26 protein-coding genes are annotated in these 24,313 nt (G+C 68.2%); 19 read left to right on the top strand and 7 right to left on the bottom strand.

The window, feature by feature from the left end; genetic code table 11:
- Positions 1-28 precede the first annotated feature (28 nt).
- From Q0V34_RS08870 to Q0V34_RS08795, 16 genes are all read left to right on the top strand, one after another.
- Positions 29-3,274, top strand: coding sequence for a CusA/CzcA family heavy metal efflux RND transporter (locus Q0V34_RS08870; protein ID WP_099503337.1), 3,246 nt, complete (start codon positions 29-31; stop codon positions 3,272-3,274).
- Positions 3,275-3,385: 111 nt separating this feature from the next.
- Entirely contained in the window at positions 3,386-3,736 is a 351-nt protein-coding gene (locus Q0V34_RS08865; RefSeq protein ID WP_066684438.1) for a DUF190 domain-containing protein, read from the top strand.
- A gap of 11 nt (positions 3,737-3,747) precedes the next feature.
- The gene (locus Q0V34_RS08860; protein ID WP_099503339.1) at positions 3,748-5,772 is read left to right on the top strand and encodes a heavy metal translocating P-type ATPase; all 2,025 of its coding nucleotides are present in this window, start codon (positions 3,748-3,750) and stop codon (positions 5,770-5,772) included.
- Entirely contained in the window at positions 5,769-5,912 is a 144-nt protein-coding gene (locus Q0V34_RS08855) for a hypothetical protein (protein WP_156449688.1), read from the top strand. The genes Q0V34_RS08860 and Q0V34_RS08855 overlap by 4 nt, the downstream gene beginning before the upstream one ends.
- Positions 5,909-6,361, top strand: coding sequence for a hypothetical protein (locus tag Q0V34_RS08850; protein ID WP_127846984.1), 453 nt, complete (start codon positions 5,909-5,911; stop codon positions 6,359-6,361). The genes Q0V34_RS08855 and Q0V34_RS08850 overlap by 4 nt, the downstream gene beginning before the upstream one ends.
- Positions 6,358-6,822: an SRPBCC family protein gene (locus tag Q0V34_RS08845; RefSeq protein ID WP_066682845.1), complete on the top strand. Its 465-nt coding sequence runs from the start codon at positions 6,358-6,360 to the stop codon at positions 6,820-6,822. The genes Q0V34_RS08850 and Q0V34_RS08845 overlap by 4 nt, the downstream gene beginning before the upstream one ends.
- 84 nt (positions 6,823-6,906) lie before the next feature.
- Positions 6,907-7,275: a hypothetical protein gene (locus Q0V34_RS08840; RefSeq protein ID WP_066682844.1), complete on the top strand. Its 369-nt coding sequence runs from the start codon at positions 6,907-6,909 to the stop codon at positions 7,273-7,275.
- Positions 7,276-7,334: 59 nt separating this feature from the next.
- Positions 7,335-8,567: a TolC family protein gene (locus Q0V34_RS08835; RefSeq protein ID WP_066730480.1), complete on the top strand. Its 1,233-nt coding sequence runs from the start codon at positions 7,335-7,337 to the stop codon at positions 8,565-8,567.
- An 11-nt stretch (positions 8,568-8,578) separates the two neighbouring features.
- Positions 8,579-9,757, top strand: coding sequence for an efflux RND transporter periplasmic adaptor subunit (locus Q0V34_RS08830; protein WP_062096442.1), 1,179 nt, complete (start codon positions 8,579-8,581; stop codon positions 9,755-9,757).
- Entirely contained in the window at positions 9,747-10,166 is a 420-nt protein-coding gene (locus tag Q0V34_RS08825) for a hypothetical protein (protein ID WP_062096444.1), read from the top strand. Before Q0V34_RS08830 ends, Q0V34_RS08825 begins: the two co-directional genes overlap by 11 nt.
- Complete coding sequence (locus Q0V34_RS08820; RefSeq protein ID WP_099503341.1) at positions 10,163-13,381, top strand: CusA/CzcA family heavy metal efflux RND transporter; 3,219 nt, start codon at positions 10,163-10,165, stop codon at positions 13,379-13,381. The genes Q0V34_RS08825 and Q0V34_RS08820 overlap by 4 nt, the downstream gene beginning before the upstream one ends.
- 70 nt (positions 13,382-13,451) lie before the next feature.
- Positions 13,452-13,868: a flagellar basal body rod protein FlgC gene (gene flgC, locus Q0V34_RS08815; protein ID WP_062095610.1), complete on the top strand. Its 417-nt coding sequence runs from the start codon at positions 13,452-13,454 to the stop codon at positions 13,866-13,868.
- Positions 13,869-13,971: 103 nt separating this feature from the next.
- On the top strand, positions 13,972-14,862 hold the full coding sequence (locus tag Q0V34_RS08810; protein ID WP_062095608.1) for a cation diffusion facilitator family transporter: 891 nt from the start codon (positions 13,972-13,974) through the stop codon (positions 14,860-14,862).
- 71 nt (positions 14,863-14,933) lie between these two features.
- A complete protein-coding gene (locus Q0V34_RS08805; protein ID WP_062095606.1) occupies positions 14,934-15,287 on the top strand; it encodes a DUF190 domain-containing protein in 354 nt (117 codons plus the stop codon).
- A 55-nt stretch (positions 15,288-15,342) separates the two neighbouring features.
- Positions 15,343-15,534 carry a hypothetical protein gene (locus Q0V34_RS08800; RefSeq protein ID WP_062095604.1) on the top strand — a complete coding sequence of 64 codons (192 nt, stop codon included), beginning with the start codon at positions 15,343-15,345 and terminating at the stop codon, positions 15,532-15,534.
- Between the two features lie 24 nt (positions 15,535-15,558).
- Positions 15,559-16,635: an acyltransferase gene (locus Q0V34_RS08795; RefSeq protein ID WP_062095602.1), complete on the top strand. Its 1,077-nt coding sequence runs from the start codon at positions 15,559-15,561 to the stop codon at positions 16,633-16,635.
- 58 nt (positions 16,636-16,693) lie between these two features.
- Here Q0V34_RS08795 and Q0V34_RS08790 read toward each other — a convergent pair whose 3' ends face one another.
- The 4 genes from Q0V34_RS08790 to Q0V34_RS08775 form a co-directional block, all read right to left on the bottom strand.
- Complete coding sequence (locus Q0V34_RS08790; RefSeq protein WP_062095599.1) at positions 16,694-17,206, bottom strand: hypothetical protein; 513 nt, start codon at positions 17,204-17,206, stop codon at positions 16,694-16,696.
- Positions 17,207-17,343: 137 nt separating this feature from the next.
- A complete protein-coding gene (locus Q0V34_RS08785) occupies positions 17,344-17,772 on the bottom strand; it encodes a hypothetical protein (protein WP_297510718.1) in 429 nt (142 codons plus the stop codon).
- 80 nt (positions 17,773-17,852) lie between these two features.
- The gene (locus tag Q0V34_RS08780) at positions 17,853-18,962 is read right to left on the bottom strand and encodes a HEPN domain-containing protein (RefSeq protein ID WP_062095594.1); all 1,110 of its coding nucleotides are present in this window, start codon (positions 18,960-18,962) and stop codon (positions 17,853-17,855) included.
- Between the two features lie 105 nt (positions 18,963-19,067).
- Complete coding sequence (locus Q0V34_RS08775; protein WP_062095592.1) at positions 19,068-19,274, bottom strand: hypothetical protein; 207 nt, start codon at positions 19,272-19,274, stop codon at positions 19,068-19,070.
- A 590-nt stretch (positions 19,275-19,864) separates the two neighbouring features.
- Here Q0V34_RS08775 and Q0V34_RS08770 point away from each other — a divergent pair.
- The 3 genes from Q0V34_RS08770 (at position 19,865) to Q0V34_RS08760 (ending at position 21,286) form a co-directional block, all read left to right on the top strand.
- Positions 19,865-20,197 carry a DUF3768 domain-containing protein gene (locus Q0V34_RS08770; protein ID WP_066730511.1) on the top strand — a complete coding sequence of 111 codons (333 nt, stop codon included), beginning with the start codon at positions 19,865-19,867 and terminating at the stop codon, positions 20,195-20,197.
- A 246-nt stretch (positions 20,198-20,443) separates the two neighbouring features.
- Positions 20,444-20,674 (top strand): hypothetical protein, encoded by a 231-nt coding sequence (locus tag Q0V34_RS08765; protein WP_062099900.1) that lies wholly within the window; start codon positions 20,444-20,446, stop codon positions 20,672-20,674.
- Positions 20,675-20,854: 180 nt separating this feature from the next.
- Entirely contained in the window at positions 20,855-21,286 is a 432-nt protein-coding gene (locus tag Q0V34_RS08760) for a helix-turn-helix domain-containing protein (protein ID WP_062099899.1), read from the top strand.
- A 19-nt stretch (positions 21,287-21,305) separates the two neighbouring features.
- Here Q0V34_RS08760 and Q0V34_RS08755 read toward each other — a convergent pair whose 3' ends face one another.
- The 3 genes from Q0V34_RS08755 to Q0V34_RS08745 all read right to left on the bottom strand — a co-directional run bounded on the left by Q0V34_RS08755 (position 21,306) and on the right by Q0V34_RS08745 (position 24,197).
- Positions 21,306-22,208 (bottom strand): NAD(P)/FAD-dependent oxidoreductase, encoded by a 903-nt coding sequence (locus Q0V34_RS08755; RefSeq protein WP_062099898.1) that lies wholly within the window; start codon positions 22,206-22,208, stop codon positions 21,306-21,308.
- A 91-nt stretch (positions 22,209-22,299) separates the two neighbouring features.
- Positions 22,300-23,598 (bottom strand): Nramp family divalent metal transporter, encoded by a 1,299-nt coding sequence (locus Q0V34_RS08750; RefSeq protein ID WP_062099897.1) that lies wholly within the window; start codon positions 23,596-23,598, stop codon positions 22,300-22,302.
- On the bottom strand, positions 23,595-24,197 hold the full coding sequence (locus Q0V34_RS08745; protein ID WP_066683756.1) for a sigma-70 family RNA polymerase sigma factor: 603 nt from the start codon (positions 24,195-24,197) through the stop codon (positions 23,595-23,597). The genes Q0V34_RS08750 and Q0V34_RS08745 overlap by 4 nt, the downstream gene beginning before the upstream one ends.
- Positions 24,198-24,313 lie beyond the last annotated feature (116 nt).

The raw sequence follows: 24,313 nt of genomic DNA, 5'->3' as shown, positions 1-24,313 counted from the left end.
CTAACCGCTATTCTGGAGACACGCCGAAATGATCGGTCGCTTACTCTCGATGTCGGTGAAGGGGCGTTGGTACGTCCTGCTTCTCACCGTCATCATCGCACTCCTCGGCACGTGGCAGCTGACCAAGCTGCCCATCGACGCCGTTCCCGACATCACCAACAACCAGGTGCAGATCAACACCGTCGCCGGCGCGCTTTCGCCGGTCGAAATCGAAAAGCGGGTGACCTTCCCGGTGGAAACGGCCCTGGCCGGCATCCCCGGCCTGGAGACCACCCGCTCGATCTCGCGCAACGGCTTCTCGCAGGTCACCGCGATCTTCTCGGAGAAGACCAACCTCTACTTCGCCCGCCAACAGGTGGCCGAGCGTCTGACCCAGGCGGGCGATAGCCTGCCAGCCGGGATCCAGCCGCAGATCGGGCCCGTCACCACGGGCCTCGGCGAGGTCTACATGTACTCGGTCGAGTACGCCAATCCGGGCGGCAAGGGCGCCAAGGTTCGTGACGGCCAGACCGGCTGGCAGAGCGACGGCGCCTATCTGACGCCGGAGGGCGAACGCCTCACCGACGCCACCTCGCAGGGCGCGTATCTGCGCACCATCCAGGACTGGGTCGTTCGTCCGCAACTGCGCACCGTCAAGGGCGTGGCCGGCGTCGACTCCATCGGCGGCTTCCAAAAGCAGTATGTGGTCGAACCCGACCCGGCCAAGCTCGTCGCCTACGGCGTCTCCTACACCGATCTGGCCAAGGCCCTGGAAGGCGCCAACCTCTCCGTCGGCGCCAACTTCATCCAGCGCGCGGGCGAGGCCTATCTGGTCCGGGCCGACGCAAGGGTGCGCACGCTGGACGAGATCCAGAACGCCATCATCGCCACCCGCCGCACCGTGCCCGTCGCCGTCAAGGACGTCGCCACCGTGCGGGTCGGCGGTGACCTGCGCACCGGCGCAGCCAGCAAGAACGGCGAAGAAGTCGTTGTCGGCACCGCCCTGATGCTGATCGGCGAAAACAGCCGCTCGGTCGCCAAGTCGGTCGGCGATAAGCTCGTCGATGTTCGCAAGGCCCTGCCGAATGGCGTGGTGATCACCACCGCGCTCGACCGCTCGGTGCTGGTCAACGCCACCATCAAGACCGTTGAACGCAACCTGACCGAAGGCGCCATCCTGGTCGCCGCGACCCTGTTCCTGCTGCTCGGCAACGTCCGCGCGGCCTTCATCGCCGTGCTGATCATCCCGCTGTCCTTCGTGATGATGGCCATCGGCATGAACGAGCTGAAGGTGCCCGGCAACCTGATGAGCCTGGGGGCGCTGGACTTCGGCCTGATCGTCGACGGCACCGTCATCATCATCGAAAACTGTCTGCTACGCCTGGCCGAGCGCCAGCACCACGAAGGCCGCCTGCTGCGACTGCCCGAACGCCTGGAAACCGTGCTGCGCGCGGCCCAGGAAATGATCCGTCCGACCGTCTTCGGCCAGGCGATCATCTTCTTGGTCTTCGCCCCGCTGCTGACCTTCACGGGCGTGGAAGGCAAGACCTTCTCGCCGATGGCCATCACCATCATGCTGGCCCTGGGCGCGGCCTTCATCCTGTCGCTGACCTTCGTTCCGGCTCTCGTCGCCATCCTGATGCGCGGCAAGATCTCGGAGAAGGAAGTCAAGGTGATCGCCGTCTCCAGGCAGCGTTATGAGCCTGTCCTGAAGCGCGTGGTCGATCGTCCCTGGCCGTTCATCGGCGGCGCGGTGGCGCTCTTCCTGGTCGCCGGCGTGGTCTACACGACGCTGGGCCAGGAGTTCATCCCGCAGCTGGACGAAAAGAACGTCGCCATGGGCTCGCTGAAGATCCCGTCGACGGCGCTCGAACAGTCGCTGACCATGCAGCGCCAGGTCGAAAAGAACGTCTCGTCCCTGCCTGAAGTGGAGATGATGTTCTCCAAGACCGGCACGGCCGAGGTCGCCACCGACCCGATGCCGCCCAACGCCTCGGACGGCTTCATCATCCTCAAGCCGCAAAAGGAGTGGCCCAAGACCGTCGAGAACAAAGCCGGTGTCGTTCAACGCATCGAGGCCAAGGTCGCGCCGCTGCTGGGCAACAGCTTCGAAGTCACCCAGCCCATCCAGATGCGCTTCAACGAGCTGATCGCCGGTGTGCGCGGTGACGTCGCCATCAAGCTTTATGGCGATGATCTGGACAAGATGAGCGCCACCGCCGCCAAGATCGGCGCGGTGCTGGAGTCGATCCAAGGCGCTGAAGGCGTTCGCGTCGAACAGGTCGGCGGGGCTCCCACCCTGGACGTCAAGTTCGACCGGGCCGCCATCGCCCGCTTTGGTCTCAGCATCGACCAAGTCGCCGACACCGTGGCCACGGCCATGGGCGGGCGCCAGGCAGGCGATGTCTTCGAGGGTGACCGCCGCTTCGACATCACCGTCCGCGTGCCGATGGCCCAGCGCAACGACCTGGACGCCCTGGGCGCCCTGCCGGTCATGCTGCCGGCCGGCGACAGTGGTGTGCAACGTTCGGTGCCGCTGCGCGAGCTGGTGCAGTTCCGCTTCTCCGATGGTCTGAACCAGATCAGCCGCGAGGACGGCAAGCGCCGGGTGGTCATCCAGGTCAACGTGCGGGGCCGCGACATCGGTTCGTTCGTCACCGAAGCCCGTACAAAGGTCGAAGCCGTCCAGCTTCCGACCGGCTACTGGCTGACCTGGGGCGGCCAGTTCGAGAACCTGAAGGCCGCCACCCAACGCCTGTCGATCGTCGTGCCGCTGTGCTTCGCGCTGATCTTCCTGGTGCTCTACATGGCGCTGGGCGGGTTCGGACCCGCAGCCTCGGTGTTCGCGGCGATCCCGCTCGGACTTTCGGGCGGTGTGTTCGCCCTGGCGCTGACGGGGATCACATTCTCGATCTCGGCCGCCGTCGGCTTCATCGTTCTGGCCGGCGTCGCGGTTCTCAACGGCCTGGTCGTCATGACCAGCGTCCGAGAGCGCCTCGAAGCGGGCGTGCCCGTGGCCCAGGCGATCTACGAGGGCTCGGTCGAGCGCTTCCGTCCGGTTCTGATGACGGGCCTCGTCCCGGCCATCGGTTTCATCCCGATGGCCCTGGCCAGCGGGACCGGCGCCGAAGTGCAAAAGCCCCTGGCCATGGTGGTCATCGGCGGCCTGGTCACGGCCACCGCCGTGACCCTGCTCGTCTTGCCCGCCATCGCCAATCTCATCCTCCAACTGGGGTCTGGTCGGAAGACCCCAGACGAGGGTCCGGCCGCGTCGGATTTGAGCACGACGCACTAGCCGGGGCGCCGGCGCGGCCCCTCAGCCCCCACAGCGTCGCGCCGGCGCATCACCTTCAAACGCCCCGAGGGCCAAGCCTTCGGGGGCCGTAATCACCAAGAGGAGACGCCTATGCAAACCCCCGGACAAGCGGTCCTTCTCCGCATCTACACCGACGAAAACGCCCTGGTCGGCGACCGGTCCCTGATGGACGTCATCGTCCAGCGCGCGCAGGCCAATCGACTGGCCGGCGCCACGGTCCTGCGCGGCCGCAAGGGCTTTGGCGAGTCCGCGCGCATGCATGAGCCTCGGCCGCTGGACTTCAATGACAACCTGCCGGTGGTGATCGAGTTCGTCGACGAGGAAGCCCGCTTGCGCGAGTTCCTGACCAAGCTCGACGATCTCAAGGACATCGGCCTCGTCACCTTCGAGAAGGTCGAGGTGTTGCGTTACGGCGGCCATCACGTCGAGCCGCACCGGTAGGAGCGAGCGCCATGACCAGCAAGTCTGCGCATGCCCATGAAGGCCATGACCATGGCGATCAGGGCGACCACAAGCATGGCGACGGGGAGGGCGGCCATGGCCACGCCCATGGTGGGCTGTTTGGCGAGCGAACCGAACTCATCTTCGCCCTGCTGTGCGGCGCGACGCTGCTGGTCGGGTGGCTGATCAGCCTCAAGGCCGATGGGTGGATGCCGCTGGCCTTCTACTTGGCGGCCTACCTGTTCGGCGGCTGGTTCACCCTGACCGAGGCGATCGAAAACCTGCGCAAGCGCAAGTTCGAGATCGACACCTTGATGCTGGTGGCCGCCGCCGGGGCCGCGGCGCTCGGGCAATGGGCTGAGGGCGCACTGCTGCTCTTCCTGTTCAGCATGGGCCACTCGCTGGAACACTATGCCATGGGCCGGGCCCGCCGGGCGATCGAGGCCCTGGCCAAGCTGGCCCCCGAGCGCGCCACGGTCCGCCGTGACGGCAAGACCGAGGACGTCGCCGTCGAGGCCCTGGAGATCGGTGACATCATCCTGGTCCGGCCCAATGAGCGCATCGCCGCCGACGGCGTCGTCGTGGCGGGCGACAGCAGCGTCAACCAGGCCCCGGTCACCGGCGAAAGCGTGCCCGTCGACAAGCGCGCCAGCGCCGATCGCGATCTCGACTTCGCCAAGGCCAGCGCGGAATACCGTGTGTTCGCCGGCACCATCAATGGCGCGGGCGCGCTCGACATCCGCGTGGCCCGCAAGGCCGGCGAGAGCACCCTGGCCCGCGTGGTGCGCATGGTCGCCGAGGCCGAGGCCCAGCGCTCGCCCACCCAGCGCTTCACCGACCGGTTCGAGAAGGTCTTTGTTCCGGCCGTGCTGGTCCTGGTCGCGACCCTGATGCTGGCCTTCCTGGTGCTCGATGAGCCCTTCAGCCGCAGCTTCTACCGCGCCATGGCCGTGCTGGTGGCCGCCAGCCCCTGTGCTCTCGCCATTTCGGTGCCCAGTGCGGTGCTGAGCGGCGTGGCCCGGGCCGGCCGCGGCGGCGTCCTGGTCAAGGGCGGCGGTCCGCTGGAGAACCTGGGCACCCTGACGGCCCTGGCTTTCGACAAGACCGGCACCCTGACCGAAGGCAAGCCCAAGCTGACCGATATCGTCCCGGCCCAAGGCGTCGAGGAAGACGAACTGCTGGCCATCGCCGTGGCGGTCGAGGCGCTCAGCGACCACCCGCTGGCCGCCGCCGTCGTGCGCGACGGCGAGGCCAAGCTGAACGGCCAGGCCCGCCGGGAAGCCACCAGCATCAAGAGCCTGACAGGGCAGGGGATCCAGGCGCAGGTGGACGGCAAGTCCGCCGTGATCGGCAAGCCAGGCCTGTTCGAAGCCGAGGGGCCGCGACCGCCGGAAGATGTGTGGAGCGAGGCCCAGAAACTGGAAGCCAATGGCCGCACCGTCGTCATGGTGCGCCATGGCGACCGATATCTTGGCGTGCTCGGCCTGATGGACACGGCCCGTCCGGCGGCGCGCGACGTCATTAAGCGCCTGCGATCCCTCGGGATCACCCGGATGATCATGCTGTCAGGCGACAACCAGTCGGTCTCCGACGCCATTGCCCGTGATCTGGGTCTCGATGAGGCCCGTGGCGGTCTGATGCCGGAGGACAAGGTCGCCACGATCAAGGCCCTGCGCGAGCAGTTCGGCAAGGCCGCGATGGTCGGCGACGGCGTCAACGACGCCCCGGCCATGGCCAATGCCACGGTCGGCATCGCCATGGGCGCGGCTGGCTCGGACGTGGCCCTGGAGACCGCCGATGTCGCCTTGATGGCCGATGACCTGAACCATCTGCCGTTCGCGGTGGGGCTCAGCCGAAAGACGAGCGGCATCATCCGCCAAAATCTCTGGGTCAGCCTGGGCATGGTCGCGGTGCTGATCCCGGCGACCTTGTTTGGCTTGAAGATCGGCGAGGCGGTGATCTTCCACGAAGGCTCGACCCTGCTGGTCGTGGCCAACGCCCTGCGCCTCCTGGCTTACAAGGAGCGCCGGGCATGAGCGTCCCTGAATCCCACGACGAGGCCGCGGCCTGGGCCCGCCGTTCGGCCCGCCGCGCCCTATTCGCCCTGGTGGCCGCGATGGTGTTTCTCGCCGCAACCATCGCCGTGGCGGTGATCGGCATGGGGCATCGGCCATGATCGGGCATCGATCCGTCCCGGCCATGGCGCTTGGCCTGGCCATGATTGGCGCATCGATCGCCGGCTCGGCCCTGGCCGACACCATCGACAAGCCGATCGCGCTTTCGACCCCGCGCGGCTTTGTGCTGGACTCGGTCCGCGCCGTCGCCGAGGGCCAGGGCGTGCGCTTCCACGGCGCGGTCTGCCGACGCACCGCCGGTCCCGCGCCGCGCTTCGTGCGAGCCGATCGCCTCGATCGCGACGGCCACATCCTGAGCACCGCGTCGAAGGTCCTTTGGGATCTGCGCGGGCGCGAGCGCCACTGCACGTTCTTCGACTTGCCCACGGCCAGTCCGCCGATAGACGGCGAGCTGTTCCGTGTCTGCTTGCTTTCCACGAACCGCCCGTGCCCGGAGCCCGTCGTGGCCCCATCGGGCGCGGGCGACAAGGCGACGAAAGGCCGCCCATGATCATAGAATCAGAGATCGATATCGCCGCGCCCCCGACCAAGGTCTGGCGAACCTTGACGGAGTTTGGCGCCTATCCGCGCTGGCACCCGCACTGGGAGATCGAAGGCGTGCCGGTGCAGGGCGCTAGGGTCTATATCCGCATCGGTTCGAACCCGGAGAAGCGGCTGCGGTTCAGGGCCAAGGTGATCGGCATGGCGCCGGCCGAGGAAGTCGCGTTCCAGTCGGGGCCGTTCTTCGCGCGATCGTACGAATACTTCCGGCTCGAACCGAGTGCGCGCGGCACCTTGCTTCGCCACACCAACGAGATCACCGGTTTGGCGGCCTTGCAGTTCAAGTTTAAGGCTGAGCACGAAAAGTTGGTTAGAATCTACAACTTCCGGCTGGAAGCTCTCGCGAAATATATCACCACCAGCACGCCTTTGCGTGCAGTGACCCGGTCACGTCCGCGGACCCGGATCTGACCCTTGCGGCTGCGCTGATGCGCCACGCCAAGTGTATCTTGTAACGTATTTCCTCGACGCAACACGGACGCTATAGGCCCTTTTATGTTCGACGTGCCGACATGGCTGAAGACTTGGACGGGAGCGCTTTTCGCGTGCCTGCTGGTGCTCGCCGTCGCCGCGCCGTCGTTCCGGTTGGACGTCTGTCCGCCGGAGACGTCGGTGACCGCCGAGCATGGCGCCGCGGCTGAAGCCGCGAGCTTCACCCAGATCGACGACCAGGACGCGGCGGACGCCTCGGACGCCAAAGGCGGCGAACCGGGCGGTCACTGCCACCATGTGCCTCAGCTGATGAACCCGGTCGTTGGGGCGCAGCACGTCGTGTCCGCCGACCGTATCCGGTTGGTCGCCTCGGCCCTCAACATGCCGCCCTCGCGCATGCCTGACGGCCCCAACGAGCCCCCTCGAGCCTGACCCTGGCCGCGCCTTCGCGCGCGTAATCGCCATCGTCAGTTCTCACACAGGGACCTCCCATGCATTCCCGTTATGCCCGGCCCGCTGCCGTTCTCGGCGCGGTTCTGGCGCTCGCCGGTGTCGGCGCGTTCTCGCGCGCCGCTGCCGAGCCGCTCACCCTGGACGCCGCCATTTCGCGCGCCCAGACCCAGTCACCGCTTGTCACGGCCGCCGAAGCTTCGGTGAAGGCGGCGGAAGGCCGCGCGCGCCAGGCTGGCCTGATGCCCAACCCCGAAGCCGGCCTCCAATCGGAGAACTTCGCCGGCTCGGGCCCCTATGGCCGGTTCGGCGCCGCCGAAACCACCGCCACGATTAGCCAGCGCCTGGAGCTGGGCGGCAAGCGCCGCACCCGCGCCGCCGCCGCCAATGCCGAAGTCGATGCCGCCCGTATCGGCTTCACCATCGCCAAGGCCGACCTGACCCAGGAAGTTCGGGTCCGTTACGCGGAGGCGTTGGCCGCCCAGGATCGCCTGGTCCTGGCGCGTGAAACCGCCGCCCGCGCCGAGGGGCTGTCCAAGGTCGCCGGCACCCTGGTCGAGGCCGGACGCGAGCCGCCGCTGCGGGCCTTGCGCGCCGAAGCCGCCAGCCGCGAAGCGGCCGCTGCGGTGATCGCCGCCGAAGCCGAGGCGCTGGCCGCCCGGCGCGCGCTCGTCACCCTCTGGGGCGACGCGGGCGAGACGATCGAGCTTGTGCGCGGTCAGGACCCGGCCGCGCCCCCCCAGACCACGATCGATCCCAGCGAGACCCTGGACGTGCGCCAGGCGCGCGCGGACCTCGAAACGGCCCGCGCCGTCATCGATCGCGAGCGCGCCGCCGGCCGCCCGGACCTGACGGTTCAGGCCGGCGTGCGGCGGTTCGAGCAGACCGGCGACTCGGCGATGATCGTCGGCTTCACGGCCCCGATCCCGATCTCCAATCGCAACCAGGGCACGGTCGCGGCCGCTCGCGCCGACGCGACCGCCGCCGAGGCGCGTGAGCGCCTGGCGCTGGCTCGCTCGGTCCGGGCGGTGCGTGACGGCGAAGCCTCGCTGCGCGCGGCCAATGCCCGGCTGGAAGTGCTCGACAGCAAGATCGTCCCGCAGGCCCAAACCGCCGTCGATCTGGCGCGCGGTGGCTTCGAGGCGGGGAAGTTCTCGCTGCTCGAAGTCCTCGACGCGCAAGGCGCCCTGACGACCGCCCGCACCGAACTCATCGCCGCGCGCCTCGAACGCGCCAAGGCGCTGGCCGCGCTCGAACGCGCCGCCGCGCAATAGGAAAGCTCACCATGAAGTCCAACGATAGAAAGACCCTGCTGACGGCCGTGGCGGTCAGCGCCGTCCTGGCCGCCGGCGCCGGCGTGCTGATCGGCAAGACCATGCTGTCCTCGCCCGCCAAGGACGCCCCGGCCGCCGAGGCCAAGGAAGATCACGCCGGCGAAAAGCCCCATGTCGCGATGACCGCCGAGCGCATCGCCGCCGACGGCATCCAGCTGGTGACCCTGGCCGGCGGCGGGCTCGATGCGGCCGTTCCGGCCCAGGCCACGGTGGTGGCCACGCCCAATGGCGCGGCGATCCTGGCGGCTCGCGCCGACGGGGCCATCGTTCGTATCAACAAGCGCCTGGGCGACCCCGTCGCCGCCGGCGAGGTGATCGCCGCCATCGAGAGCCGCGACGCCGCCGCCATCAGCGCCGACCGGAGCGCCGCGGCCGCCAAGGCCGCCGCCGCCCGCCAGGCCCTGGTCCGTGAGCAGCGCCTGTTCGAGGCCAAGATCACCGCTCGCCAGGACCTGGAAGCCGCCCAGCGCGAGGCCGCCATCGCCGAGTCCGAGCTGCGGCGCGCGAGCGGCGCCAGCGCCGCCGCTGGCGTCAGCGGCAATGGCCGCACCCTGGCCGTGACCAGCCCGATTTCGGGCCGGATCACCGCCGCCACCGCCACCCTCGGCGCCTATGTCGCCGCCGGCTCCGAACTCTTCCGGGTCGCCGATCCGGGCCGCATCGAGATCCAGGCCGCGCTCCCGGTCGCCGACGCCCAGCGCGTCAAGCCCGGCGACGCGGCCGTGGTCGAGACCGCAAGCGGTTCGGTGAACGCCACCGTGCGCAGCATCACCCCGGCGCTGGACGCCGAGAACCGTTCGGCTACCGCCGTACTGGCCGTCAGTGGCGAAGCCCCGATGCTGACCCCCGGCCAGGCGCTGCGCGCGCGCATCACCCCGCGCGGCGCCGCCGCCAGCGTCAGCGGCCGCATCTCCGCACCAGACGAGGCCGTCCAGACCGTCAATGGCGCCGAGGTCGTCTTCGTGCGCACCAAGAACGGCTTCGAGCCGCGCCCGGTCCGGGTCGGTCGCCGTGGCGGCGGCCAGGTCGAGATCCTCTCGGGCGTGCGCACCGGCGAGCAGATCGCCGGCAAGGGCGCTTTCCTGCTGAAGGCTGAACTCGGCAAGGGGGAGGCGAGCCATGAAGACTAAGCTCATCCTCGCCGCGGCCGCCCTGGTCGCTTCGCTCACCACCTCAACGGCCCAAGCCAAGGATGCGGTGACGATCGACCGTGTCGGCGGCCGCACCGTCGAGATCATCACCGCCTCGGCGCGCGATACCGGCAACGGCCTGCGCGTGTCGGGCCTGGTCCGACGCGCGCCAGGCCGCAGCCTGCCGCCGGTCACCGCCCACCTCGACGTCAGCGCCTTCGATCCCGACGGGCACTGGGCGATCACCGTCCCCACGCGCCTGGCGGCGCTCAGCCCCCAGCGCACCGACCGGGAGCCGGCTCGCTTTGAAGCGACCTTTCCGCTGCTTCAGCTGGCCTCGGTGACCAAGCTGGAAGTCCGCTATCAGGACAAGCCCCACGCCATGGAAACCGGCGAGGTGGCCCGATGATCGGCCGTATCCTCGACCTTTCGGTCCGCTTCCGGTGGGCCGTCATCGCCCTGGTCACGCTGGTCGCGGCCCTAGGCGTCTACAACCTCGTGCGCCTGCCGATCGACGCGGTGCCCGACATCACCAACAAGCAGGTCCAGATCAACACCGTCTCGGGAACCCTGGCCCCGGCCGAGGTGGAAAAGCTCGTCACCTTCCCGGTGGAGACGGCCATGGCCGGCATCCCTGGCCTGGAGTCCACGCGCTCGATCTCGCGCAACGGCTTTTCCCAGGTGACGATCGTCTTCAAGGAAAAGACCGACATCTACTTCGCCCGCCAGCAGGTGGCCGAGCGCCTGACCCAGGTGCGCCAAAGCCTGCCGGCCGGAGCCGAACCGGCCATGGGCCCGATCTCCTCGGGTCTGGGCGAGGTCCTGATGTGGACCGTGGCCTTCGAGCATCCGGGCGGCAAGGGCGCCAAGGTCACCGAAGGTTCGCCCGGCTGGCAGAGCGACGGGTCCTACCTGACCTCGACGGGGGAGCGGCTTTCCGATCCCACGGCCCAGGCGGCGTTCCTGCGCGAAGTGCAGGACTGGATCGTCCGGCCCCAGATGCGCTCGGTCGCGGGTGTGGCCGGTGTCGACTCCATCGGCGGCTTCGAAAAGCAGTTCATCGTCCAGCCCGATCCGACCCGCATGGCCTCGGTCGGCGTCTCGTTCAACGACCTGGCCAAAGCCCTGGAGGCGGCGAACCTCGCCGTCGGCGCCAACTTCGTCGAGAAGGGCGGGGAAGCCTTCCTCGTTCGCGCCGACGCCCGCGTCCGCACGGTCGACGAGATCGCCAACGCCACGGTCGCGGCGCGTGAAGGTGTCTCGATCCGCGTGCGTGACGTCGCCACCGTCAAGCTCGGCGGCGCCCTGCGCACCGGTGCGGCTTCGGAGAACGGCGAAGAGGTCGTTGTCGGCACCGTGCTGATGCTGACCGGCGAGAACAGCCGCACCGTCGCGGGCGCCTCGGCCGAGAAGCTGACCGAGGTGGCCAAGAGTCTGCCGGTCGGCGTGAAGGTCCAGGTGGTCTACGACCGCTCCAAGCTGGTCGGCGCGACCATCAAGACCGTCGAAAAGAACCTGACCGAAGGCGCTCTGCTTGTCATCGTGGTGCTGTTCCTGCTGCTCGGGAACTTCCGCGCCGCCCTGATCACCGCCCTGGTCATCCCGCTGTCGATGCTGATGACCGCCATCGGCATGAACAAGCTGGGCGTCTCGGGCAATCTGATGAGCCTGGGCGCGCTGGACTTTGGTCTGATCGTCGACGGCGCCGTGATCATCGTCGAAAACGCCTTGCGGCGCCTGGCCGAGCGCCAGCACCACGAGGGCCGTCTCCTGACGCTGTCCGAGCGCCTGGGCGAAACCCGCGAAGCCGCCCGCGAGATGATCTCGCCCACCGTCTATGGCCAGGCGATCATCCTCCTGGTCTACGCCCCACTGCTGACCTTCACCGGCGTGGAGGGCAAGACCTTCTCGCCGATGGCCATCACCGTGATGCTGGCCCTGGCCGGCGCCTTCGTGCTGTCGCTGACCTTCATCCCGGCCATGATCGCCCTGTTGATCAACGGCAAGGTGGCCGAGAAGGAAGTCGCGCCGGTCCGCTGGACCAAGTCCCGCTATGAGCCGCTGCTGCACAAGGTCGTGGCCAAGCCCTGGCCGGTGATCGGCGGCGCGGTGGCGCTCTTTGTCCTGGCCGCCGTGACCTTCGGGTTCCTGGGCCGGGAGTTCACGCCTCAGCTCGACGAGAAGGACATGGCCGTCCAGGCCCTGCGCATCCCGTCGACCTCGCTGGAGCAGTCGCTGCGCATGCAGCGCCGGATCGAGCGCGTCGTGGCGGGTTTCCCCGAAGTGGCCTTCGTCTACTCCAAGACCGGCACGGCCGAGGTCGCCAGCGACCCCATGCCGCCCAATGCCTCGGACGCCTTCATCATCCTCAAGCCCAAGGACGAATGGCCCAATAAGAATGAGACCAAAGCCGAGCTGATCGGCCGCATCGAGAACAAGCTGGAAGGCCTGACGGGCAACGCCTACGAGTTCAGCCAGCCGATCCAGATGCGCTTCAACGAGCTGATCGCCGGCGTGCGCGGCGACGTGGCGATCAAGGTTTATGGCGACGATCTCGACGCCATGAGCCGCACCGCCGAAGAGATCGCCACGGTCCTGCGGACGGTGAAGGGCGCGGCGGACGTCAAGGTCGAGCAGACCTCGGGCTTCCCGACCCTGGACGTCCAGCTCGATCGCGACGCCATCGGTCGCCTCGGCCTGACGGTCGAGGAGGTCGCCGACACCCTGGCCGTGGCCATGGGCGGCCGCGAGGCCGGCCTGGTCTTCCAGGGCGACCGACGCTTCGACGTGGTGGTCCGCTTGCCGGACGCCAGCCGCAACGACCTGGACGCCGTCGGCGCCCTGCCGGTCATGCTGCCTGAGCGGGCAGGGGGCGGCGCCCGCGCCTCGGTGCCTCTGCGCGACGTGGCCAAGTTCTCCTATTCGGAAGGCCTCAACCAGGTCAGCCGCGAGAACGGCAAGCGTCGCGTCGTGGTCCAGTCGAATGTTCGCGGCGCGGACCTGGGCTCGTTCGTCACGCAGGCCCAGCAGAAGGTCGATGCGCAGGTCAAGCTGCCGGCCGGCTCCTGGCTGGTCTGGGGTGGTCAGTACGAGAATCTGAAGGCCGCCCAAGGCCGCCTGGCGCTCGTGGTCCCGCTCTGCTTCCTGCTGATCTTCGGCCTGCTCTACATGGCCCTGGGCGGCATCGCGCCGGCCGCGGCCGTGTTCTCGGCGATCCCGCTGGCCCTGGCCGGCGGCGTCTTCGGCCTGGCCTTGCGCGGGATCCCGTTCTCCGTCTCGGCCGCCGTCGGCTTCATCGCGCTCTCGGGCGTGGCGGTGCTGAACGGCCTGGTCATGATGACCGCCATCCGACAGCGCCTCGCCACCGGCATGCCGCTGGAGAAGGCGATCATCGACGGGGCCATGGAGCGGCTGCGGCCGGTGATGATGACCGGTCTGGTCGCCTCGCTGGGCTTCGTTCCCATGGCCCTGGCGACCGGCACCGGCGCGGAGGTCCAGCGTCCGCTGGCCACCGTCGTCATCGGCGGGCTGATCACCGCCACGGCCCTCACGCTCTTCGTCCTGCCGGCGATCTGCCGCTTCGTCCTGCGTAAGGCCGAAATCCGGAGACCCGCCGACGCCTAAGACCAAGGCGGCGCGCCGGACAAGCTCCGGCGCGCCGCCCGTTCTTCATATCCACCCACGGAGCACTTGAATGAGTAAGCCGATCGAAGGGGGAAGCACGGCGATCGCCGTGTCGGGACTGCAAGCCCAGAAGAAGCGTATCCAGATCCTGGCCGAGAACATCGCCAACGCGAACTCGACCGCCAGAACCCCCGGCGGCGAGCCCTATCGCCGCCAGATCCCGGTGTTCAAGGTCGAGCCGATGGGCGGCGATGAGGGCGTGGTGTTGAGCGGCGTGAAAGCCGATCCCAAACCATTCCCTCAAGCCTACGACCCCGGCCACCCAGCGGCCAACGCCGCCGGTTACGTGCTGCTGCCCAACGTCAACAGCCTGGCCGAGAGCCTCGACCTCAAGCAGGCTATGAAAGCCTATGAGGCCAATCTCAACGTCCTCGATACCCAGGACGCGATGGAGAAAGCGACCCTCTCCATCCTCGACAAGAAATAGACGCGGGGGAGCGCGCGCGAAGCTCCCATTTGGCGGGTTTCGTGCGTTGATCCCTCAAACTTGGCAGGCGCGTTTCGGCGCACGTGAAGAGGAGAGGTTTTCAATGGGAGCTGGACACGATCACGGCGCGAGCCAGGCGAACGGCAAGCGGCTTGCCATAGCCCTGGCGCTGACCTCGACATTCCTGATCGCTGAGGTCGTCGCCGGCATCGCCTTCAACAGCCTGGCGCTGCTGTCAGACGCCGCGCACATGTTCACCGACGCCGCCGCCCTGGCCATCGCCCTGGCGGCGATCCGGGTCGGCCAGCGCAAGCCCACCGAGGACTTCACCTTCGGCTATCGGCGCTTCGAGATCCTCGCGGCGGCTTTCAACGCCATCCTGCTGTTCGGCGTCGCCATCTATGTTCTGGTCGAAGGCGTCAAGCGCATCCTCAACCCCGAGCCCGTCGGCTCGGTGGGGATGTTCATCGTCGCGGCGCTGGGCCTGGTCATCAACCTGATCTCCATGCGCCTTCTGGCCAGCCACAAGGACAAGAGCCTCAACGTCAAGGGCGCCTATCTCGAGGTCTGGGCCGATATGCTCGGCTCGCTGGGCGTGGTCGTCGGGGCCATCGTCATCAAGATCACCGGCTGGCGGTTCGTCGACCCGATCGTGGCCATCGGCATCGGCCTGTGGGTGCTGCCGCGGACCTGGATCCTTTTGAAGGACACCACCCGAATCCTCCTGGAAGGCGCGCCTCCCGGAATGGCCCTGGCCGGCGTGCGCAAGGCCATTACCGAGGCCCCTGGCGTGGCCAGCGTTCACGAGCTGCATCTGTGGACCACGGGCGCGGACCAGGCGGTCTGCACCGTCCATGTCGTGCTGACAGAGGGAGCGCAGGGCGAGGCCGTGCGCACGGCGATCGCCACCCGACTAGAGACCGACTTCGACCTGCACCACGTCACCATCCAGACCGAAGTGACCGAGTGCGGAGAGGAGGGGCGGCACGCTTAGGCGGCCGGCCCTCAATCTGCTGGCCGCCCCAGACCTTGGGGCGCGCCAGACTTTAGAGCGTGAGGTGACGCGTGAACGAAGACGACCTGCACATCCTGCGGATCTACCTGGACGCCGGCGCGACCCTGAACGGGGTCGCCTATGACGCGGTACTTATGGCGCGCGCCCGCGAGATGGACATCGCCGGCGCGGCGGTGCTGCGTATCGAAGAAGCCTTTGGCGAGGCGGTGCTGCACGGCGCCAAGGCCCGCGACCTGGCTCCCGAACAGCATCTGATCGTCGAGATGGTCGACAGCCGCGCCAAGCTCGACGCCTTGGCCGCGACCTTGGAAGTGGCCGCCGATGTGGGGTTGGCGACCATCGGCAAGATCCAGGTCGTCGCCTATGGCGGCCACCGACACCGCACCGGGGCCGCGACCGCCTAGCGCGGAGCCAGGCGCGTCCCGACCCGCCCCCACGGCCAGTTTTCAGGAGCAGCACATGACCAATCCCAATCCCCCCAAGCCCGACGCGGCGACCAGCACCGATGGCAAGCCGTCGTCATCCCCGGAGCCCGCGCCCCGCAAGGACGGCGGCATGATCGACGAGGGCGGCCCGACGGGCGGCAATGTCGAGGGCGTCGAGAGCGAAACCGAAACGCGCCGCGATGGCGGCATGCTCGGCGAGGGCTAGGCCATCAACATCCCGGGGGGGACCATGTATCCAGCCGATCTTCGATCTCTGACCGGCCTGCGCATCGTCGCGGCCGCCTGGGTGCTCGTCTACCACTTCCGCAATCGCCTCGGTCTCGACCTCGAACGGTTCGGTCTGATCGCCAAGGGTTATCTCGGGGTCGATCTCTTCTTCATCCTGTCGGGCTTCATCCTCTCCCATGTCTATCTGAAGGCCTGGTCCGAGGGGCGCTTCCGATACGGTTCCTTCCTGTGGGCCCGCCTGGCGCGGCTCTATCCGGTGCATCTGCTGACCCTGGGCGCGACCATCGTCCTCTGGGCCCTGGGCCGCTGGGCCGGCGCCAGCTTCGAGACACAGGCCTTCGATCCCAGCGCCATCCCGCAGCATCTGGTGCTGATCCATGCCTGGTGGTCGACGCCAACCGTGCAGTGGAACTTCCCATCCTGGTCGATCTCGGCCGAATGGTTCGCCTACCTGCTGTTCCCGGCGGCGGCCGTCGCATCCATCGCCTTACGCGCGCGTCCCGTTCTGGCCGTGGTGCTGGCGATCGTCCTGTTCTTCGCGCTCGACGGGATCGTGCAGACCTTCGGCGGATCGCTGACCCGGTTGACCGCCCAGGGCGGGGCGTTGCGGATCGTGCCGTCCTTCGCCATGGGCGTGGCCCTGCATCGGTTGGGCGCGACACGGTCGATGTCGCCGAGGCTGGCGCTGCTGGGTACGGGTCTCGCGGTGGTCTGGATCGTCTTGTCCACCGCCCTGGGTCTGGCCGATCGTTGGATCTGGCCGGGCCTGGCGGCGCTGATCTTCTGCCTGGCGGAAACGGACAAGGCTGGGCGCGCCACCCTCCTGGCCGCGCCGCTGGCGGTCTATCTCGGCGAGATCTCCTACGCGGTCTACATGACCCACTTGCCGGTCGACATCGCCTATTTCGAAGTCCTGGACCGCCTGCCGGCGCCGCCGACCGGGGTCTGGGCCTGGGGCGCCAGGTTCGGGGTCCTGGCGGTGTGCCTCCTTGTGTCGGTGGCGGTCTATCACGCGGTCGAGCGACCGGCCCGGCGCTGGCTGCGGGAGAACGATCCGTTCCGCGGTCCACCAGTGTAGGGCGAGCCGAGCCCCAGGGCCCGCCGGGCGAACCCGGCGGGCGCGCCAGGTCGGCGCTCTAGCCTTTGTCAGCGGTGGTCTCCGGGCGCCGGAGCACTTCGCCGTGGGCGCGGATCGGTTCTACGGCGCCGCCAAAGCCGATCACGAAGGTGGAGTCGAAACCGCCCCAGCTGATCGACACGTGGGCCACGAAGATCAGCGGTTCACGCACCTTGACGATCGATTGCAGGCGTCGACCGCGGCGAGCGAAGTCGAAACGCTGGCCCAAGCCGTCCGGACGGATTGTGGTCACGACCACGTCGCCGGGTTTGAGATCGTGGTCACGGCAGGTGATCACGAACCGCCAGCCGGCGTGGCGGCGCACGATGTCCAGCCGAAAGCGCCCGTTCTCAAGATCGATCCGGTGTGGGTCGTCGTCGGGTTGTTTGTAGAGGCTGAGGATCTCCTCGGCCTGCCGTTGCCAGAGCCAGACCAGGCTGGCGATCAGGACGATCAGGACCAGCAGCACGGCGGCCGTCACGGCCCAGGGATGGGCGGCGGCATAGAGGGTGAGGTCATGGATCGGGCTCACGGAGCGACGCTCCGGTGATCAATCGACGACAGCAGAGTGGAGGCGCGCGCGGGCGCATGGAGCCGCGACGTGCGGCCTGAAGATTTCAGAAACATGGGAATCCTCGAACACGAAGGACGCGGCCAGGGCCGCGCGGTCTAGGCGATAGGTTCGAGGTCGGATCTGGGCGGGCGGTCTTGCGGGTTGCCGGTCAGGCCGGCGCGGTGGTCATTGTCCAGCCGGAACCGAGCCGCTGCAGTGGCCGCGATGGTCGGAGCGTTGGCGTTCGCGACCTGATCGTGAAGGGGCGGGCCGTCGGCATGGTGATGATGCGCGCCCGAGGCCGGCGCCTCGGATGCGTGAGGATCGGTCGGGGTCTGAACCGCGCTCGGTCTCACGGAGGTTGAAGCGTCCTGCGTCTCGGCGACCGCGGGTGCGGCCGCTTGGGTCAAAGCGCTGGCGGCCTGAACGAAGTCCGCGTCGAGATGGGCCTGCTCGACCGGCGCCTGCACGGACAGCCCCGCCATCAGCAGGGCGGCGAAAGCCACCAATGCCTGTCGAACGGTTTTGAACGCAGCGAGGCCCACGGTTCCCCCGGGTGAATGAACCGGCGCATTGTCGCGCCTTCGGTTGGGTTCTTCAACGCTGGATGCCCGGTCTGGGGTCGCTAGGCTGTGGTTTCGGGTGGCGGGGGCGGTGTCAGGTCGAGGCCGAGGCGCGCTTGGCCAAAGCGCAGGATCAGATAGCGGGTTGCGCGCTCGAGACCCAGGATGGTCGGGGCGCGCTCCAGGATCTTGCGGAGGTCTTTGTCGTTGACGACGGGCTGGCCGCCTTGGACGTCGTTGAGCCGGTGGCTGGGCTCGACCCAGCCCGCGAATGACTGGCCAGTATGGACGAAGCGGCTTCGCAGGTCGTAGGCCGCGCCGATGGACGCCTTGAAGCTGTCGGGCTGGAAGCACCAGAATGCCGCCTCGGCCTCGCCCCCATCGAAGAAGGGCTGGTCGATATAGTCCACGAAGGTGGTCACGAACCGTCGCTTGATTTCGAACAGTCGCTTTCGCAGCGTGCTGCCGGCGGCCTTGCCGTCGGGCAGGTCCTTCTCGATCCGCTGCAGGAGAGCCTCCAGCTCCGGGTCGAGCAGCCGCCCGCCGGCCGGGTACTGGGCTTCGGAGATGATCTCGCCGGCCGTGATCAGGTGCAGATAGGCCTGTTCGGGATCGTGCTCGCTGCTCTGTAGCGCGCGCATGTAGAAGCGGCACGCAGCGTCGAAGGCGTGCAGGGCCGGGATGTCGCGCGTGCCCGTCCAGACGGGATAGAGGCGGGTGACCTCTTCCAGGTTCAGCAGGACGGGCAGGGTCTTGCGCGGACGGTGGTTGTTCTGCGGCAGCTCCGGATCGGTGAAGGTCGAGAACGCGCTGAGATCGGGCAGGTTGAAGATGCCATCGTTCTGCAGCGAGCCATGGGCGTCGAAGCGCTTGCCGAACAGCACGCTCATCCCGGCCGCGAACATCTCGCCGTAGCCGGCATATTGCGGGACCACGACGCCTGGGGCCTTCTCGTAGTCGTCGGTCAGAAACGCAGCCACGAAGGCGCCGCGCGCATGGCGATCGGCCAGCATCCTCTGGCGTGCCGCCCGGTTTCCAAGGCTGGGCCAGGCGTGGGTGATCAAGAGATCATCGCCGGCGAACTCGCCGATGAACCAGCTGGTCGATGAGATCAGGACCCGCTGGACGCGGTTGGATGGGCGCAGCCCCTCGGTGATCTTCGTGTCGGTCAAAGAGAGCTTCCGTCGCCTGTCCGGGAGTCATTCGCATCCCGCAGGGGCGGGGGCCGTGAAGAGAATACGTCCTGGGCCAGAGGCCCAGGACGGTGGTGGGGCGCTTTAGCAGACCAAGGTGAGGCCTCCGCTGTTGCAGAGGATGAGCGCCTGGTCGCCGACGACAAACATGTGGAAGCCGCGGCGGCGAACCTCGGCTTCGAGCTGTTCCATGGAGGCGAAAAGATTGACCCAGCCGATATTGCGGCGAACGAGCCCGCCGTTGCGAGCTTGGCGGGATTGGAAAATGCGTTGAATAAATGGATTATACAATTTATAACTCTCTTATAGATTTCAGTTCATCTGATTTCTTTCTCAGTCGTCGGTTTGAAGGGCGCTGAAAACGGATTGAGGGAATCCCAATCCTACTTCTATACTACCACAAAACTTGCCTCTTGTCAAGCTTGGTTAACGGCGTTCGCTGACCGGCGTCGCTGTTGCGGGCGTCCAAATGGGCTACTCGGGGCGCCGCCCGGCGCTTTCGCGCCAGGCTCTGCCTGATCCGGCGAGCGACCGGCGGGCACGCTCGGTCCCGCGGCTTTCGCCGCTCCCTCGGGCGCGCCCCTGCGGGCAGGCTTTTGGCCTGCCGCCGGACGCTCGACGCCGCCTCCCGCCACGCGCTGCGCGCGGGCTCCTGTGCAGGCTTCATTGTCATGAGCGCCCGCTGACGCGGACGCGCCAGCTTAGGGCTCCGCCCTCGGCGCACTTCGGATCGGCTTCCGCCCAGCTTCGGCCGGCCCTTGGCCGTCCTGCAGCCGGGTCCCCGCGAAGCCGCCCCTCCGTTTGCACACCCGGTCTCGCCGACGGGCGTCGGGGTCAGGCGCGCTTTGCGCCTGACCCCGAGCACCTAGGAGAAAATTCCTATGACCGAGCAAGACCATACCGCCGCCATCGCGGCCCTGAACGACGCCTGCCGCGCCGAGCCCGGCGCGGGCTGGGTATTGACCCAGGGCGTTCACGCGCTGCCTGAGGGCGACAAGCTGAAGGCCTTCGCCGCCGTGACCGCCTTCACCGACTTCCACGAGGACAACAACCCGCACGGCGAGCGCGATTGCGGGGCCTTTATGGTCGGCGACGCCAAGCTCTTCTGGAAGATCGACTACTACGACCTCGACCTCTGCATGGCTTCGACCGATCCGGCCGACCCGGCCGTGACCAAGCGGGTGCTGACCCTGATGCTGGCCGAGGAATACTAGGCCTGGCGCCAGAGGCGGCCGGGGCGGGGAGGGCGCTCCGGCTTGCTGGGCCAGGGGGGGGCAGGCGCGTCGCGACGCGCCGCCGCAAAGGCGGCGGCGCGCGGCGGCGGGACATTCTTCCGGCCTCGAAGAGATTGTCGGGGTCGTGGGCGGACCTGACGGGCGGGTGGCTTGATCGTTCGGCTCTGGATGTCGCCAGGGGTGTGATAGTTTATCCAGGGTTGAGTTCGGCGCGTGGAGGCTGCCATGGAATGGATTGTTGGTATCGGGCTAGTGGCCTTGGCCGTCGCTGCCGACCTGTGGGTCAAACGCCGTCGCTTCTATCGGCGCAATATGGCCGGGCTGGAAACCTTCAGCAGCTTCGGCGCGTCGGTGACCACGCGTGGCCTCGAGCGCCTGGTTCTGGGCGCTAGCCGGATCGCCGGGTTACTCGGCGCCCTGATGTTGTTCTTGGCGGCTGTGCGCGCCCTTGGCTGAGGACGCGCGAGGGGCGGGCCGACCGTGGCCGCGAACCCTGATCGGGGATGTTGCGCGTCTCGACTTTCGCGTCTGGGACGAGACTCGCCCGCGCGCGACCGCTGGCTGCTGGACCGACTCGGCGTAACGGCGGTCAACCGTCATGTCCCCTGAGGACAATTGCGCCCAGGGAGCACCGACGTGCCGACCGAAACATCACCCCACTTCGTCGATCTGCATGTCGGCGCCCGGCTTCGCCTGCGCCGAAAGAGCCTGGGCATGAGCCAGACGACCCTGGCCGACGCGGTCGGCCTGACCTTCCAGCAGCTCCAGAAATACGAGCGCGGCGCCAACCGGATCAGCGCCTCCAAGCTCCACGGCATGGCGGCGGTGCTGAACACCTCGGTCGGCTGGTTCTTCGAGGGTTTGCCCGATCCCGTCGAGCCCGAGAGCGCCCTGGCTCAGGACGCCGAGCGGATCGCCCGCACCACGCAGGCCTTCCTGATGTCGGCCGAGGGCGTCGAGTTGGCGCGGAACTTTCCAGCCCTGCCGTCCACCGCGCGGCGTCAGATCTTGGACTTGATGGGCGCGATGGCCGTCCTCGACGAGCGCGAGGAAGAGGCCGACGGGTAATCCCCGCCCGGCGCCGCCTTCAGGCGCCGGGCGAAGGATCGATCTGCCGCAGGCGTCGGTGGATATCGGTGGCCGCGACCGCCGCCTCGGCCGTGGCGATGGCGATCTGGTTGAGGCCTCGGACCACGTCCCCCGCCGCATAGAGGCCGTCGATCGAGCAGCGCTGATGGGCGTCGACGTTCAGGTTGCCGTCGTCGTCGTGCTCGGCGCCCCACCGCACCGCCAGACGGCTCTGCATCTCGCACCCGAGCGCCAGATAGAGGCAGTCGAAGGTCGCCCGACCGTCGCCCGTCTCGACGATCACCTGGTCCTCCAGCCTGACGGCGCCCAGCGAGGTGGCCATCACGGTGACGCCGGCCTCGCGCAGCGCCACAAGGTCGAGATCGTCGCTCGCGCCCAGATGCAGCAAGGTCACCTGGTTGGAATAGGTGCGCAGGAAGATCGCTTCGCGCGCGCCCAGCGGCCCATCGCCGAGCACCGCAATGGCCTGGTCGATGGCCTCATAGGCGTCGCAGATCGGGCAGATCCTCACGAGCGCCCGCCGGATGGCCGCATCGATCCCGGGAAGGTCGGGCTTGATGTCCACCACGCCAGCGGCGAGCAGCAGGGTGCGCCCTTGAACCGTTCCGCCGCTCTCGCCGGAGAGGCGTACCGCGAAAAGGTCGCCGCGACGCTCGAAGGTCTCTGCCCGCGCGGTCTGGAACACGGCGCCGTAGCGTTCGGCCTGGTCGCGCATACGGGCGAGCAACGCTCCGCCGCCAACTCCCTGCGGGAAGCCCGGCGTGTTGTGGCTCTCGGGGATCCAGCTGGCGCGGGACGGGCCGCCGTCGAGCACCAGGACCTTGCGGCGGAAGCGCCCGAGATAGGTAGCCGCCGTCAGGCCTGCCGGGCCGGCGCCGACGATGAGGGCGTCGTAGATCATCGGGCGCTATCTCTCGGCGTCGGTTCCATCGGCTCAACGGAACTGGACCTGACCCGGTTCCAGTTGCGCGAGGACTCCGCGCCCGGCCGCTTCAGCCGCGCGGCAGCAGCGGCGAGAGCGCCATGGCCGCCACCGCCAGGCCCATCACGACCGTGGCGATCCATCCCAGCAGGCGCACACCGCGCCCGACCACGAACTGCCCCATCTGGCCGGGCCGCGAAGCCACCCGCATCATCGCCGCCATCATCGGCACGGCGATCACGCCGTTGATCACCGCGCTCCAGAACAGCGCCTTCATCGGGTCGAGCGGCGACCAGTCGATACCGACCCCCAGCAGGGTGGCCGCGGCGATCACGCCATAGAACCCCGGCGCCTCCCACGGCTTGTGCGCCAGGCCGCACTTCCACTTGCGGCACTCCCCGACCGCATAGGCGGCCGAGCCGGCCAGTACCGGGACGGACAATAGGCCGGTGCCGATGATGCCCAGCGCGAACAGCAGGAAGGCAAAGCGCCCGGCGGCCGGCTCCAGGGCCCGCGCCGCGTCGGCGGCGCTGGTGATGTCGGTCTTGCCCTGGACATGCAGAGTGGCGGCGGTGGCCAGCATGATGGCGATGGCCACCAGGTTGGAGACGGCCATGCCGACCAGGGTGTCGAGCCGGATGCGCCGCATGGCCCGGCCGGCCTGTTTGGGCGCTTCGGTCAGCGGCTTGGCATGGGCCTTGCGATTGACCTCCTCGACCTCCTGGGCGGCTTGCCAGAAGAAGAGATACGGGCTGATCGTGGTCCCGAAGATGGCCACGATCGCCGTGATCAGCGCCGCCGACGGCTGCGCGCGCGGCCAGACCAGACCCTGGATGACCGAGGTCCAATCGAGCTTCACGGTGAACAGCACCGCGACATAGGCCAGCAGGACGAAGGTCAGCCATTTGAGGAACGCGACGTAGCGCTGGTAAGGCACGAAGAGCTGCAGCAGTAGCGAGAGCACCGCGAACCCCACGGTGAAGATGTGGGACCCGCGATGGGCGAGAAGCTCGGCGGCCGCGCCCATGGCCGCCAGGTTCGCGCCGATGTTGATGGTGTTGGCCACCAGCAGCAGAACCACCAGCAGATTGACCGCCCAGCGCGGCATCACCTCGCCAAGATTGGCCGCTAGGCCCTTGCCGGTCACCCGACCGATCTGGGCGCTGACCAGCTGGATCGCGCTCATCAGCGGATAGGTCAGGACCATGGTCCACAAGAGGCCATAGCCGAACTGCGCGCCGGTCTGGGAATAGGTGGCGATGCCGCTGGGATCATCGTCCGCCGCCCCGGTGACGAGACCAGGTCCGAGCTTGCGCAGCAGGCTGGTCGCCGGGCGCTGGGTGGTGTCCGGGGGCGGGGCGGCCGTCACGCGGCCGACTGCGCGTCCAGCACGACGTCGGCGCGTTGCGCCACGTCCCAGGGGGTGAGCGCGGCCATGGCCTCGCCGACCGGGCGGCCATCGCGGGCATAGTCGCCAGTCTCCAGCAGGCGTTGCAGCTCGGTGCGCGCGCGGTTGACCCGGCTCTTCACCGTGCCGATCGCCACGTTCATCACCGCGGCGGCCTCTTCGTAGGAAAAGCCGCCGGCCCCGACCATGATCAGGGCTTCGCGCTGCGGGACCGGCAGCGCCATCAGCGCCTGGCGGACATCGTCCAGCTCGATCGCGGCGGCTGGATTGTCGGTGGCGACCAGGGTCTGCTCGGCCCGTTCCTGATCCAGTTCCACCGACCGCCAGCTGCGCCGCTTCTCAGACAGGAACTGGTTGCGCAGGATCATGAAGGTCCAGGCGCGCATGTTGGTGCCCAGCTCGAAGCTTTCACGGCAGCGCCAGGCCTTGGCGACGGCGTCCTGGGCCAAGTCGTCGGCCTGAACCGCATCCCCACAGAGCGAGCGGGCGAACGCGCGCAGGTGGGGGATCTGCGAAACCAGTTCTTTTTCGAAGATCTTGTCGCGTGACGCCGTCGTCATGGGCTGGCCCTGTCCTCACCGCCGGCCCGGACAACCTTTGCCGAGGCCGCTCACTGCAGCTTCAATCCCAGCGAAAGACTTTGGTTCCAGAGCAAAGTCAGGAGGTTAGACAGTAT

The sequence above is a fragment of the uncultured Caulobacter sp. genome, from assembly GCF_947036865.1.
Lineage (GTDB): Bacteria > Pseudomonadota > Alphaproteobacteria > Caulobacterales > Caulobacteraceae > Caulobacter.
This window is presented reverse-complemented; position numbering and strand designations above follow the sequence as displayed.